Source organism: Streptomyces griseoloalbus, from assembly GCA_014650015.1.
GTDB classification, from domain to species: Bacteria; Actinomycetota; Actinomycetes; order Streptomycetales; family Streptomycetaceae; genus Streptomyces; species Streptomyces griseoloalbus.
In genome coordinates this window covers 1-13,677 of sequence record BMUD01000023.1, presented here as the reverse complement: position 1 = coordinate 13,677, position 13,677 = coordinate 1, and the positions used below count along the sequence as shown (strand labels likewise).

General features: G+C 72.5%; 10 protein-coding genes and 1 pseudogene. 10 read left to right on the top strand and 1 reads right to left on the bottom strand.

Features of this window, described 5'->3' with window-relative positions:
- Positions 1 to 69: 69 nt before the first annotated feature.
- The 5 genes and pseudogenes from IE178_RS36280 to IE178_RS27995 all read left to right on the top strand — a co-directional run.
- A pseudogene (locus IE178_RS36280) lies at positions 70 to 305 on the top strand (IclR family transcriptional regulator domain-containing protein); the annotation flags it as partial.
- 83 nt (positions 306 to 388) lie between these two features.
- Entirely contained in the window at positions 389 to 1,582 is a 1,194-nt protein-coding gene (locus IE178_RS28010) for a sensor histidine kinase (RefSeq protein ID WP_318280282.1), read from the top strand.
- A complete protein-coding gene (locus tag IE178_RS28005) occupies positions 1,579 to 2,247 on the top strand; it encodes a response regulator (RefSeq protein ID WP_193514226.1) in 669 nt (222 codons plus the stop codon). Before IE178_RS28010 ends, IE178_RS28005 begins: the two co-directional genes overlap by 4 nt.
- Positions 2,248 to 2,376: 129 nt before the next feature.
- The gene (locus tag IE178_RS28000) at positions 2,377 to 4,485 is read left to right on the top strand and encodes an MMPL family transporter (protein ID WP_193514287.1); all 2,109 of its coding nucleotides are present in this window, start codon (positions 2,377 to 2,379) and stop codon (positions 4,483 to 4,485) included.
- A 278-nt stretch (positions 4,486 to 4,763) separates the two neighbouring features.
- Positions 4,764 to 6,170, top strand: coding sequence for a glycoside hydrolase family 16 protein (locus IE178_RS27995; protein WP_193514225.1), 1,407 nt, complete (start codon positions 4,764 to 4,766; stop codon positions 6,168 to 6,170).
- Between the two features lie 162 nt (positions 6,171 to 6,332).
- Here the strand turns inward: IE178_RS27995 and IE178_RS27990 are convergent, their stop codons facing one another.
- Entirely contained in the window at positions 6,333 to 7,247 is a 915-nt protein-coding gene (locus IE178_RS27990; protein WP_193514224.1) for a helix-turn-helix transcriptional regulator, read from the bottom strand.
- Between the two features lie 165 nt (positions 7,248 to 7,412).
- Here IE178_RS27990 and tkt point away from each other — a divergent pair, with 165 nt between their 5' ends.
- From tkt to IE178_RS27965, 5 genes are all read left to right on the top strand, one after another.
- Positions 7,413 to 9,488 (top strand): transketolase, encoded by a 2,076-nt coding sequence (gene tkt / locus IE178_RS27985; RefSeq protein WP_193514223.1) that lies wholly within the window; start codon positions 7,413 to 7,415, stop codon positions 9,486 to 9,488.
- 19 nt (positions 9,489 to 9,507) lie between these two features.
- Positions 9,508 to 10,656: a transaldolase gene (gene tal, locus IE178_RS27980; RefSeq protein WP_193514222.1), complete on the top strand. Its 1,149-nt coding sequence runs from the start codon at positions 9,508 to 9,510 to the stop codon at positions 10,654 to 10,656.
- A gap of 167 nt (positions 10,657 to 10,823) precedes the next feature.
- Positions 10,824 to 12,368: a glucose-6-phosphate dehydrogenase gene (gene zwf / locus IE178_RS27975; protein WP_193514286.1), complete on the top strand. Its 1,545-nt coding sequence runs from the start codon at positions 10,824 to 10,826 to the stop codon at positions 12,366 to 12,368.
- Positions 12,365 to 13,300, top strand: a complete 936-nt coding sequence (gene opcA, locus IE178_RS27970; RefSeq protein WP_184763168.1) for a glucose-6-phosphate dehydrogenase assembly protein OpcA — start codon at positions 12,365 to 12,367, stop codon at positions 13,298 to 13,300. The genes zwf and opcA overlap by 4 nt, the downstream gene beginning before the upstream one ends.
- A partial coding sequence (locus tag IE178_RS27965; RefSeq protein ID WP_498370646.1) for a phosphoglucose isomerase-related protein occupies positions 13,293 to 13,677 on the top strand: 385 nt, incomplete at its 3' end. The genes opcA and IE178_RS27965, both read left to right, overlap by 8 nt.

Genomic DNA, 13,677 nt, shown 5'->3' with positions numbered 1-13,677 from the left:
CGACGAACGTGCACGACCCTACTCGCGGCGCGGGCGTTACGGTGGGCCGCGCGACCGCGCCCCGAGCACCCTGCCTCCCTGTCGCGGCGGACGCCGGCCGAGGTGCGGCGCTCGGGCGTCGCGGTGGGCGACCGCCGGATCACCTCGGACGCGCTGTCGGTGGCCGCCCCGGTGCGAGGGCCGGACGGCGCGGTGAGCGCCGCCGTGTCGGTCGTCGTCCGCCAGGCCGACGCGCGGGTCCCGTCCTGATCCCGGCACTGCGGCCCGCGGCCCGCGGCATCTCCCGGTTCTGGGCCGGCCGCCCGACCGCGAAATCCCTCTCACCGGTGAGGACCGGGCTCCCCCGCCCTCGTGATACTGGAACGGCCCCCGCCCCGAGGAGCCGCTCATGTCCCTCCGGTCCGCCTTCACGCCGGTCGTCACCCGCTGGCGCACGGCGAATCCGTACGCGCTCGACACGGCACTCGCCGCGCTCGTGCTGTTCGCCGTGTCCCTGCAGTGGATCTTCCCCGACGAGGGCGACGACCGGCTGACGTGGCAGGGCTGGCTGCTGGGCGCCGCCACGGCCGTACCGCTGATCTGGCGGCGGCGGTCGCCGTGCGCGTCCGCGTGGGCCGTGTCGTCCGCCACCCCGGCGCAGGCCCTCTACCACGCGCCCCCGCCGGACGTGATGTACGGCGGGATGGTCGTCCTGTACACCATGGCCGCCCTGGCCCGGCCCTGGCAGCGCCGGCTGATGCTCACGGGCTGGGTGATCGGGGTCGTGGTGACCATGCGGCACCAGGCCGACAAGCAGCCCTTCGAGTACGCCTTCCATCTGATGGGCCTCGTCTGCGCCTACGCCCTCGGGATGCTCGCCCGGGTCCAGCGCGCCTACACCACCGAGCTGGAGGACCGGGCCCGCCGGCTGGAGCGGGAGCGTGCCGCGGACACGGCGCGGGCCAGGGCGGAGGAACGCTCCCGGATCGCCCGGGACATGCACGACATCCTGGCGCACGCGGTGAGCCTGATGGTGGTGCAGGCGGAGGCCGGGCCGGTGGTGGTCCGCAAGGATCCCGAGCGCGCGGAGGCCACCTTCGACACCATCGCCACGACGGGCCGGGAGGCGATGGCCCAACTGCGGCGGATCCTCGGCGTGCTGACGGAGGAACGGCCGGAGGGCGAGGTCGCGCGGCTGCCGCAGCCGAGCGTGGCCGCCCTGCCACGGCTCGTCCGGCAGGTGCAGGAGTCCACCGGGCTGCGCACCGAACTGCGCACGACCGGTGAGCCCTGCCCACTGCCCTCGGACACCGAGGTCGCGGCCTATCGTGTGGTCCAGGAAGCACTCACCAACACCGTGAAGCACGCCCGCGCCTCCCGCGCGGTGGTGGAGCTGGACTGGGCGGAGGACCACGTGACCCTGACGATGACGGACGACGGACGGGGCCCGTCCGCGCCGGTCGGCGGACACGGGCTGATCGGCATCCGGGAGCGGGCCGCCGCCTGCGGGGGCAGCGCCGAGACCGGCAGCGGCCCGGACGGCGGCTTCCGGGTCGTGGTGCGCCTGCCCGTGGCCGCCGACCGGCAGGGGGCCCTCGGGTGAGCATCCGGGTGGTCGTCGCCGACGACCAGGAGCTGGTCCGGGCCGGTTTCGGCATGATCCTCGACGCCCAGGACGACATCGAGGTGGTCGCCGAGGCGGGCGACGGCGAGGAGGCCGTCGCGGCGGTCCGCCGGCACGCCCCGGACGTGCTGCTGCTCGACATCCGCATGCCGGTGATGGACGGCCTGGACGCGGCCCGTCGGGTGTGCGCGCAATCGGCGTGCAAGGTGGTCATGCTGACCACCTTCGACCTGGACGAGTACGTGTACGAGGCGCTGTACGCGGGCGCCAGCGGCTTCCTGCTGAAGGACGTCCGCCGCGACGACCTCGTCCACGCGGTACGCGTCGTCGCGGCCGGTGACTCGCTGCTCGCCCCGGCGGTGACCCGGCGGCTGGTCGCGGACATCGTGCGGCGCCGCCGGGAACGGGCCGCCGAGGCCCCGACCCCGCAGCGCCTGGACGCGCTCACCGCCCGCGAGGTGGAGACCCTGCGGCTGCTGGCCCGGGGCCTGTCCAACGCGGAGATCGCCACGACCCTGTTCGTCAGTGAGCACACCGTCAAGACCCACGTGAGCAATGTCCTGAGCAAGCTCGGTCTCAGGGACCGGGTTCAGGCGGTGATCCGCGCCTACGAGACGGGCCTGATCACCCCGGGCTCCCTCTGAGGGGTGAGGGAGGGGGCCGTCTCCCCCGTACGGGCGAGGGCCGCGAACCCCTCGCTCCGGCGATCCGGTGACCCGCCCCGCGGCACGAGTCTGGGGGCGATGACGAACCATCACTCGCCGGGAGGGACCGTGCTCTTCGCACTCGCCCGGGCGGCTACCCGCCGCCCCTTGACCGTGATGCTCCTGTGGGGGCTCTTTCTGCTGCTGGGCTTCGGGCTGGGGACGGGCGTCTTCGCGCGGCTCTCCGACAACGTGCCCGAAGTCCCCGGAACCGAATCGGAGTCGGCCGCGCGGTACCTGGACCGGGTGGACCCGGCGGGCGAGTCGATCTCCGGCGTGGTGGCCGGCACCGCCGTCGCGGACCCGGAGCTGCGCGCCGACGTCGGGCGGGCCGTCGCCGACGTCCGCCGGGTCGCCGGGGTCGCCGCCGTGCCCGACCCGTACGCCACGCCCGGTCTGACCGCCGAGGACGGGCAGGCGTTGATCATCCCCGTGACCCTCGAAGGCGGTCTGGACGACGATGCCGAGGAGCGGACGCTCGACGCGGCGGCCGACCGGATCAGGGAGATCGACGCCCCCGACGTCCATGTGAGCGGAGGTCCGCTGCTGGGACGGCAGCTCGGTGAGCGGGCCCAGGAGGACGTGAAGAACGCGGAGTTGATCTCCTTGCCGGTGGTGCTGGCACTGCTGCTCGTCGTGTTCGGCGGGCTGCGGTCGGCCCTGCTGCCGCTGGTGATCGCGGTCAGCGGGATCGCGGGGGCCTTCCTGGCGCTGTTCGGCTTCAGCGAGGTCACCGACATCTCCGTGTACGCGATCCAGGTGACGACGATGCTGGGGCTCGGGCTCGCCGTGGACTACGCGCTGCTGATGCTGGTGCGTTTCCGGGAGGAGCGCCGGCACACCGAGGACGTCGTGGAGGCGGTGCACCGCACGGTCGCGGCGGCCGGGCGGACGGTGCTGTTCTCCGGGCTCACGGTGGCCGTCAGCCTCACCGGGCTGCTGGTCTTCCCGAGCGTGTTCCTGCGCAGCATGGGCCTCGCGGTCGCCGCCGTCGTGGTCATCGACATGCTGGCCGCGCTCACCCTGCTGCCCGCGCTGCTGGTGCGGTTCGGCGGGCGGATCGCCCCGGCGAAGACGCGGCCGGAGGGCGAGGAGGGCCGGTTCTTCGCCCGGCTCGCCCGCTTCGCGGCCCGGCGCAGGGTCGCCGTACCGGCCGTGGTCGTACCGGCGCTGCTGGTCCTGGCGTTGCCCGTGTCCGGGATGAGCATCGCCGTGGGGGACGCCCGGCAACTGCCCACGGACACCGAGGCCCGGCAGCTGCACGACACCGTCGGCGACCACTTCCCGCCGGGCACCGGGGTCTCGCCGATCACCGTGGTGGTCCGGCCCGGCGCCGATGCCGCGACCGCCGACCGGATCCGGGCCCTGTCGCCGGGCACGAAGACACGTGACCTGCCGGGCGGCACCTCGGTGATCGAGATCCGGCCGCCCGGCGAGGCCGACGGCGCGGAGGCGACCGAGCTGGTCGAGCGGGTGCGGGAGGTGCGCGGCGACGCACCGGTCGAGGTCACCGGCACGGCGGCCCGGCTGGTCGACTTCCGCGAGATGCTCGCCGAGCGGGGGCCGTGGGCGGCCGTGACCGTCCTGGCCGGCATCTTCGTGCTGCTGTTCGCGTTCACCGGTTCCGTGCTGCTGCCGCTGCGGACCATCGCGACGACCCTGCTCAGCCTGGCGGCCGCGCTCGGAGCGGTGGTGTGGGTCTTCCAGGACGGTCATCTGGCCGGGCTGCTGGGTGCGGAGGGTCTGGGCGCGCTCAGTCTCACCGCGCCACCGCTGATCGTCGCGATCGCGTTCGGGCTCGCCATGGACTACGAGCTGTTCATCCTGGCCCGGATGCGCGAGGCACGGCGGCTGACCGGCGACGAAGGGGAGGCCGTGGTGACCGGCCTGCGCCGCTCCGGCCGGGTGGTGACCTGCGCGGCGCTGCTGCTGGCGGTCGTCTTCGCGGCCTTCATGACGGGCGGCTTCTCACCCATTCTGCAGATCGGCCTGGGCCTCACCCTGGCCGTGCTCATCGACGCCACCGTCGTGCGCATGCTCCTGGTCCCGGCCACCATGGCCCTGCTCGGCCGCCGGGCCTGGTGGGCCCCGGCCCCCCTGCGCCGGGCGCACGACCGCTTCGGCCTCCACGAGGAGCCGGCGAAAGAGCCCCGGCCACGGGTGCCGACCGGGGTCTGAGCGCCCCGCGCGGCATGGTCGAACGGAGCGGGAAACGCGGCGTCCGGGATCCTCCCGGGCGCCGCGCCCGTCGTGCGGGCCTGGCGCGCTTGCACCCATTCGCGTCATTCGAGAGGTGAACCCTCCACGCCCCAGAGGACTTTCTCGGTGACACCTCTTGACGACGCAACGGCCACAGACCACATTGGCGGCGATATGAGAGCGCTCTCAGGCGATGTTCCGGGCTCTCGACGGCACCTCTTCGAACAGACCACCCGTACCCGAGAGGGCTTCCCCACATGAGCGACACCTCCGGCACACCCCGCACTCCGCGCAGACCCCGTCCCCTGAGGCGGGCGCTCCTCGCCGTCGTCAGCACGCTGGCCCTCGCCGCGGGCGCCGCCACCGCGGCGAGCCCCTCCGCGAGCGCTTCCGTGCCGCCTCCCCCGTCGGGCTGGACCCAGGTCTTCGCCGACGACTTCGTGGGCTCCGCGGGCAGCGGTGTCAACACCTCCAACTGGCAGTACGCGACCGGCAAGGGCTACCCGGGCGGCCCCGCCAACTGGGGCACCGGCGAGATCGAGACGATGACGTCCAACCGGGACAACGTCTCGCTCGACGGGAACGGCAACCTCCGCATCACCCCGCGGCGCGACGCCTCCGGCAACTGGACGTCCGGCCGCATCGAGACCAACCGCACCGACTTCCAGCCCCCGGCCGGCGGCAAGCTCCGCGTGGAGAGCCGTATCCAGGTGCCGAACGTCACCGGCGCCGCCGCCAAGGGCTACTGGCCGGCGTTCTGGATGCTGGGCGCCCCCTTCCGGGGCAACTACTGGAACTGGCCCGCCGTCGGCGAGCTGGACATCATGGAGAACACGCAGGGCAACAACACCGTGTTCGCCACGATGCACTGCGGCACCTCGCCCGGCGGCCCCTGCAACGAGACCAGCGGCATCGGCGGTTCGACCACCTGCCAGGGCACGACGTGTCAGGCCGGTTTCCACACGTACCGCATGGAGTGGGACCGTTCGACGAGCGTGGAGGAGATCCGCTTCTCCCTCGACGGCAACACCTTCCACACCGTGCGGGAGAACCAGGTCGACGCGACGACCTGGAGCAACGCCACGGACCACGGCTTCTTCATCATCCTCAACGTGGCGATGGGCGGCGGCTTCCCCGACGCCTTCGGCGGCGGCCCGGACGCGGGCACCCAGCCCGGGCACTCGATGCTCGTCGACTACGTGCAGGTGCTGTCCTCCGGTGGCGGTGGCACCACTCCCCCGCCGACCGGCAACCGCGACGCGTACGGCGCCATCCAGGCCGAGTCCTTCGACGCCCAGTCCGGCGTGATGACCGAGTCGACCTCGGACTCGGGCGGCGGCCAGAACGTGGGCGCGCTGGCCAACGGTGACTGGCTGCAGTTCAAGGGCGTCAACTTCGGCTCCACCGCGGCCCGTCAGTTCTCCGCGCGGGTGGCGAGCGGTGCGGCCTCCAACGTCAGCGGGCTGGTCGAGGTACGCCTGGACAGCCGGAGCAACGCGCCCATCGGCAGTTTCGCGGTGGGCAACACGGGCGGCTGGCAGTCCTGGCGGACGATCCCGGCGAACATCGGCGACGTGACCGGCACGCACGACGTCCATCTGACCTTCACCAGCGGCCAGCCGTCGGACTTCGTGAACGTCAACTGGTTCACCTTCGGCCACTGAGCACCCCCCACACCGGCCCTCATCGGCCGGGAAGAAGGGGCCCCACGCGCGCGTGGGGCCCCTTTCGCCTGTCCGGACCCGTCCGTTCGCACCTCCCGTCCCGCCCGCGCCCGTGGGCCGGACGGGCCGCCCGCGACCACCGCACCTGCCCCGCGACCTCGGTCACCGCAGCTCCGCGCGGAACGCCGCGGGGGTCGTGTCGGTGTGCTGCTGGAAGAACTTGGAGAAGTTCGCCGCGTCCGGGAACCCGACGGCCGCCCCCACCCGGCCGATCGGCAGATCGGTGTGCGCGAGGAGGCGCTTGGCCTCCAGGATCACGCGCTTGTCGATGAAGACCTTGGGCGTCTCGCCGGTGGCGGCGCGCACCGCGCGCACCAGGGTGCGCCGGGAGTAACCGAGCGCGTCGGCATAGGCGCTGACGCTGTGGTTGGTGGCGAAGCCGTGCTCCACCGCGTCCCGGAACAGGGTGAAGGTGGTGCCGGAGGGCTCCCGGGCCGCCTCGGCCGAGCTGGCCGCGAGATGGGCGAGGCGCAGCAGGAACGCGGTCAGGGAGTGCCGCAGCACGGCCGTGTGCAGGCTCAGCGGCAGGGTGGCCGTGTCCTCGTACTCGCGGCGCAGTTGGCCGAGGGCGGCCCTGAGCGCGGTGAGCTGGGCCGGGTCCGGGCGGAGCAGGGGCTGCCGGTCGTAGCGGTAGAGGCCGGTGGCCTCGACGGTGGCGCGGGGCAGGAAACCGGGCTGCATGGCGAGGACGGTTCCGAGGTACTCGCTCCCGGGCGAGAAACGGTGGACCTGCCCCGGGCGGATCCACAGCAGGTCGCCCGCCGTGGCCTCGTACTCGGTGAAGTCGACCATGTGCCGGACCGGTCCGCCGTCGAACAGCATCACGATGTGGAAGTCGATGCGGTGCACCCGGTCCAGCGGCGCGTCGGCGCGCCAGGTGCGGTCGGGGCCCATCGGGGCGATCTGCATGCCGACACCGAGGACACTCCGGTCGACCGGGAAGGGGAAGGTTCTGATCCCGTCACCGTCGTCGCCGCCGCCGCTTCGCCCTCCGCCCGCCGGGTCTCTTCCTGCCATGTCTCCCATGTCCGTCATCCGTCTGCCGCGCACACCTCGATCGTGCGCCCGGTGTCCCACATTCACCACAGGCTGGCACACCGCGACCTTCCCCCGAAAAAGTCAGACTTTTACTTTTGAACGCGTAACGGCAGCTCCACCGCTCGGATCGAGGGTTTCTTGAAGATGAGCACACAGACACCGCACCGGCTGGACTGGACCGGACTCGACCGGCGTGCCGTCGACACCGCCCGCCTGCTGGCGGCGGATGCCGTGCAGCGGGTCGGCAACGGCCACCCGGGGACGGCGATGAGCCTGGCCCCGGCCGCCTACACGATCTTTCAGAAGGTGATGCGGCACGACCCGGCCGACCCCGAGTGGACCGGTCGCGACCGCTTCGTCCTGTCCCCCGGTCACACCTCGCTGACCCTCTACACCCAGCTGTATCTCGCCGGCTACGAGCTGGGCCTCGACGACCTCGAGGCGTTCCGCACCCACGGCTCCAAGACGCCGGGGCACCCGGAGTACGGCCACACCGCCGGCGTCGAGACCACCACCGGTCCGCTCGGCCAGGGCGTCGCCAACGCCGTCGGCATGGCGATGGCCGCCCGCTTCGAGCGCGGCCTGTTCGACCCGGAGGCCCCCGCGGGCGAGTCCCCCTTCGACCACACCGTCTGGGCGATCGTCTCCGACGGCGACCTCCAGGAGGGCGTGTCCGCCGAGGCCTCCTCGCTCGCCGGCCACCAGCGGCTCGGCAACCTCGTCCTGCTCTACGACGACAACCACATCTCCATCGAGGGCGACACCGCCACCGCCTTCTCGGAGGACGTGCTGAAGCGCTACGAGGCCTACGGCTGGCACGTGCGGCGCGTCGAGCCGGAGGAGAACGGCGACATCGACGTGCGCGCCCTGTACGCGGCGCTGAACGCGGCGCGGGCGGAGACCGGGCGGCCCTCGATCATCGCGATGCGCACGATCATCGCCTGGCCCGCCCCGAACGCGCGGAACACGGAGGCGTCGCACGGTTCGGCCCTCGGCGCGGACGAGGTCGCCGCCACCAAGCGCGTCCTCGGCTTCGATCCCGAGCGAACCTTCGAGGTCGCCGACGAGGTCCTCGCCCACACCCGCCGGGCACTGGACCGGGGCGCCGAGGCGCACGCCGCGTGGGACAAGCGGATCGCCGACTGGCGCGAGGCGAACCCGGAGCGGGCCGAGCTGTTCGACCGGATCGTCGCCGGACGGCTCCCCGACGGCTGGGAGGAGGCGCTGCCGGTGTTCGAGCCCGGCAAGGCGGTCGCCACCCGGGCCGCCTCCGGCAAGGTGCTGCAGGCGCTCGGTGCGGTCGTACCGGAGCTGTGGGGCGGTTCCGCCGACCTGGCCGGCTCCAACAACACCACCATCGACAAGAACAGTTCCTTCCTGCCGGCGGGCAACCCGCTCCCGGAGGCCGACCCGTACGGCCGCACCGTCCACTTCGGCGTCCGCGAGTTCTCGATGGCCGCGGAGATGAACGGCATCGCCCTGCACGGCAACACCCGCGTCTACGGCGGCACCTTCCTGGTGTTCTCCGACTACATGCGCAACGCCGTCCGTATGTCCGCCCTGATGCAGCTCCCGGTGACCTACGTGTGGACGCACGACTCCATCGGCCTCGGCGAGGACGGCCCCACCCACCAGCCCGTCGAACACCTGGCCGCACTGCGGGCCATCCCCGGGCTGAACGTCGTCCGCCCCGCCGACGCCAACGAGACCGCGATCGCCTGGGCGGAGATCATGAAGCGGCACACCACCCGTCCGGCCCCGCACGGTGTGGCGCTCACCCGTCAGGGCGTACCGACGTACGCGCCGAACCCCGACGCGGCGAAGGGCGGTTACATCCTGGCCGAGTCCGCCGGACCGACCCCGGACGTGATCCTGATCGCCACCGGTTCCGAGGTGCGACTGGCCGTCGCCGCGCGGGAGATGCTCCAGGCCGAGGGGATCGGCGCCCGGGTGGTGTCGATGCCGTCCGTGGAGTGGTTCGAGGAGCAGCCGCGCGCCTACCGCGAGCGGGTCCTGCCGCCGTCCGTGAAGGCCCGCGTTGCGGTCGAGGCCGGAGTGGGACTGACGTGGTACCGGTTCACGGGTGACGCAGGACGCATCGTCTCCCTCGAACACTTCGGCGCCTCCGCCGACGCGAAGACCCTGTTCGCCGCATACGGCTTCACCCCCGACAACGTCGTGGCCGCCGCCAGGGAATCCCTGGCCGCCACGCGCGGTTGACGCGACCGCGAGAGAGAAGATGATCACTGTGAGCGAAGCAACCGCGAGCGCGGGAGCACTGAGGCGACTGTCCGACGCGGGCGTGTCGGTCTGGCTGGACGACCTGTCCCGGGAGCGCCTGACCTCCGGCAGTCTCGCCGCGCTCGTCGAGGCCGGGACCGTGGTCGGTGTCACCACCAATCCGTCGATCTTCCAGGCCGCCATCGGGTCCGGAGCGGGCTACGAGGAGCAGCTCGCCGACCTGGTCGTGCGGGGTGTCACCGCCGACGAGGCCGTGCGGATGATGACCGCCGCCGACGTCCGGGCCGCCGCCGACGTCCTGCGGCCCGTGTACGAGGCGACCGGCGGCCGGGACGGCCGGGTCTCCATCGAGGTCGACCCGCGGCTGGCGCACGACACGGCGGCCACGGTCGCCGAGGCCCGGCAGCTCGCCTGGCTGGTGGACCGGCCCAACGTGATGATCAAGATTCCGGCGACCGCGGCCGGCCTCCCCGCGATCACCGAGGTGATCGGCGCCGGGATCAGCGTCAACGTCACGCTGATCTTCTCGCTGGAGCGCTACCGCGAAGTCTTGGACGCCTACCTCACCGGTCTGGAGCAGGCGCATGCCGCCGGGCTCGACCTGGCCGCGATCCACTCCGTCGCCTCCTTCTTCGTCTCCCGCGTCGACAGCGAGATCGACAAGCGGCTGACGGTGCTGGGCACGGGCGAGGCCCTCGCCCTGAAGGGCCGGGCGGCCCTCGCCAACGCGCGGCTCGCCTACGAGGCGTACGAGGAGGCCTTCGCGGGTGCGCGCCGGCCGGCGCCGGCCGGGGGTTCCCGGGCCAACAAGCAGCGCCCGCTGTGGGCGTCCACGGGGGTGAAGGACCCGGCGTACAAGGACACCCTGTATGTGGAGGAGCTGGTCGCGCCCGGCACCGTCAACACGATGCCCGAGGCCACGCTGAGGGCCACCGCCGATCACGGGGTGGTCCGGGGCGACACCGTCACCGGCGGTTACGCCCAGGCGCGGGCCGACCTGGCCGCCGTGGAGCGGCTCGGGATCTCGTACGACGAGGTGGTGCGGCAGCTGGAGAACGAGGGCGTCGCGAAGTTCGAGGACGCCTGGCAGGAGCTGCTCGACGCGGTGACGAAGTCGCTCGACAGCAAGGGAGCTGACGCGGAATGACCGACGAGACGACACCCCCGACGGCGGACACCCCCGACGGGACGGAGGCGCCCGAACCGACGGCGGACGCCCCCCACGACAAGCCCGAACCGGCTTCGGACGCCCCGGTGACCGCGGCGGCTTCGGACGCCCCGGTGACCGCGCCGGAGGAACCGGCGGAGGCCCTGATGGCCCTCCCCGCGCCCGAGGCCGACTGGTCCAACCCGCTGCGCGACCCCCGGGACCGCCGCCTGCCCCGGGTCGCGGGCCCCTCCGGCCTGGTCATCTTCGGGGTGACGGGCGACCTGTCCCGCAAGAAGCTGATGCCGGCCGTGTACGACCTCGCCAACCGCGGCCTGCTGCCGCCCGGCTTCTCGCTGGTCGGATTCGCCCGCCGGGACTGGGAGGACCAGGACTTCGCGCAGGTGGTGCACGACGCGGTCGAGGAGCACGCCCGCACGCCGTTCCGCGAGGAGGTCTGGCAGCAGCTCGCCGAGGGCATGCGGTTCGTCCCGGGCGACTTCGACGACGACGCGGCGTTCAAGCACCTGCGCTCGGCCGTCGAGGAGCTGGACGCCTCCCGGGGCACCAGCGGCAATTACGCCTTCTACCTCTCGGTACCACCGAAGTTCTTCCCGAAGGTGGTCCAGCAGCTGAAGAAGCACGGGCTGGCCGACGCCCCCGAGGGCTCCTGGCGGCGCGCGGTGATCGAGAAGCCGTTCGGGCACGACCTGAGGTCGGCCCGGGAACTCAACGCGATCGTGCACGAGGTGTTCGACCCGGAGCAGGTCTTCCGGATCGACCACTACCTGGGCAAGGAGACCGTCCAGAACATCCTGGCGCTGCGCTTCGCCAACCAGATGTTCGAGCCGATCTGGAACCGGTCCTTCGTCGACCACGTGCAGATCACCATGGCCGAGGACATCGGCATCGGCGGCCGGGCCGGCTACTACGACGGCATCGGCGCCGCCCGCGACGTCATCCAGAACCACCTCCTGCAGCTGATGGCGCTCACCGCCATGGAGGAGCCCGCCTCCTTCGACGCGGCCTCGCTGCTGACCGAGAAGCTGAAGGTGTTCCGGGCCGTGCAGCTCCCGGACGACCTGGGCCGGCACACGGTGCGCGGGCAGTACCAGGGCGCCTGGCAGGGCGGCGCGAAGGTGCCCGGCTATCTGGAGGAGGAGGGCATCGACCCGGCCTCCGCCACGGACACCTACGCCGCGATCAAGCTCGAAGTGGACAACCGGCGGTGGGCGGGCGTCCCCTTCTATCTGCGCACCGGCAAGCGGCTCGGCCGCCGGGTCACCGAGATCGCGGTGGTGTTCCAGCGGGCGCCGCACTCCCCCTTCGACTCCACCGCCACCGAGGAACTGGGCGAGAACGCGATCGTCATCCGGGTCCAGCCGGACGAGGGCATGACGGTCCGGTTCGGCTCCAAGGTGCCGGGGACGTCGATGGAGCTGCGGGACGTGACGATGGACTTCGCCTACGGCGAGTCGTTCACCGAGTCCAGCCCGGAGGCGTACGAACGACTCATCCTGGATGTCCTGCTGGGGGACGCCAATCTGTTCCCCCGCCACCAGGAAGTGGAAGAGTCCTGGAGGATCCTCGACCCGATCGAGGAGCACTGGGCGTCTCACGGCCGGCCGGCGCAGTACGCCTCGGGCAGCTGGGGACCCGCGGAAGCCGACGAGATGCTCGCACAAGACGGACGGAGCTGGCGCAGGCCATGAAGATCGACCTGACCGACACCACGGCAAGCAAGGTCAACAAGGCGCTGGTGCGGGGCCGCCGCGCCATCGGCACACCGGCCGTGGGCATGGTCCTGACGATGGTGATCGTCACGGACGAGGAGAACGCCTACGACTCGATCAAGGCGGCCGAGGAGGCCTCGCACGAGCATCCCTCGCGCACCCTGGTCGTCATCAAGCGGCACGCCCGCACCCCGCGCGAGCGCACCCACTCCCGGCTGGACGCCGAGGTCCGGGTCGGCTCGGAGGCGGGCACCGGCGAGACGGTGGTGCTGCGGACCTACGGCGAGGTGTCCGAGCACGCCGACTCGGTGGTGCTGCCGCTGCTGCTGCCGGACGCGCCGGTGGTGGTGTGGTGGCCGGCGGACGCGCCCGAGAACCCGGCGAAGGACCCGCTGGGCGCGCTGGGCCAGCGCAGGATCACCGACCTGTACGCGGTCGAGAACCCCATGGACATGCTGGAGGCCCACAGGCGCGCCTACGCACCCGGCGACACCGACCTCGCCTGGACCAGGCTGACGCTGTGGCGCTCCATGCTGGCGGCGGCGCTGGACCAGGCGCGGGCGACGGTGACCTCGGCGGCCGTGGAGGCCGAGGCCGACAACCCGGCCGCCGAACTGCTCGCGCGCTGGCTGGAGGCACGGCTGCGGGTCACCGTCGACCGGGTGGTGACCGCCGGGCCGGTCGTCACGGCGGTCCGTCTGGGCACCGCGGACGGCGAGGTCGTCATCGACCGGCCCGAGGGCCCGCTGGCCACGCTGACCCTGCCGGGCCAGCCCTCGCGGCGGCTGGCGCTGAAGGTCCGTCCCACTTCCGAACTCATCGCCGAGGAGCTCAGGCGCCTCGACGCGGACGAGATGTACGCCATCGCCCTGCGCGGCGAGGCCACCGAGGAGATCCCCGCTCATGTCTGACGTCCCCGAGCCGACCCGGCGCCCCGAGTGGGCCGCCCTGGAGAACCACCGCACGGACGCGCTGCCGCAGCCGGACCTGCGCGAACTGTTCGCCGCCGACCCGTCCCGCGCGCAGCGGTACGTCGTACACGTGGGCGACCTGCGCATCGACTACTCCAAGCACCTGGTCACCGACGACACCCTCGCCCTGCTGACCGAACTGGCCACGGCCACCGATGTGTTCGCCCTGCGTGATGCCATGTTCCGCGGGGAGCGGATCAACACGACCGAGGACCGGGCTGTGTTGCACACCGCGCTGCGGGCTCCGCGGGACGCGGTGATCGAGGTCGACGGGGAGAACGTCGTCCCGGCCGTGCACGCCGTCCTCGACCGGATGG

Bases quoted from the DNA above. Each gene is read 5' to 3' on its own strand.
- opcA (WP_184763168.1), top strand. From the start codon at position 12,365: ATGAAGATCGACCTGACCGACACCACGGCAAGCAAGGTCAACAAGGCG.
- zwf (WP_193514286.1), top strand. From the start codon at position 10,824: ATGGCCCTCCCCGCGCCCGAGGCCGACTGGTCCAACCCGCTGCGCGAC.
- IE178_RS28010 (WP_318280282.1), top strand. From the start codon at position 389: ATGTCCCTCCGGTCCGCCTTCACGCCGGTCGTCACCCGCTGGCGCACG.
- tal (WP_193514222.1), top strand. From the start codon at position 9,508: ATGATCACTGTGAGCGAAGCAACCGCGAGCGCGGGAGCACTGAGGCGA.
- IE178_RS27995 (WP_193514225.1), top strand. From the start codon at position 4,764: ATGAGCGACACCTCCGGCACACCCCGCACTCCGCGCAGACCCCGTCCC.
- tkt (WP_193514223.1), top strand. From the start codon at position 7,413: ATGAGCACACAGACACCGCACCGGCTGGACTGGACCGGACTCGACCGG.
- IE178_RS27990 (WP_193514224.1), bottom strand. From the start codon at position 7,247: ATGGCAGGAAGAGACCCGGCGGGCGGAGGGCGAAGCGGCGGCGGCGAC.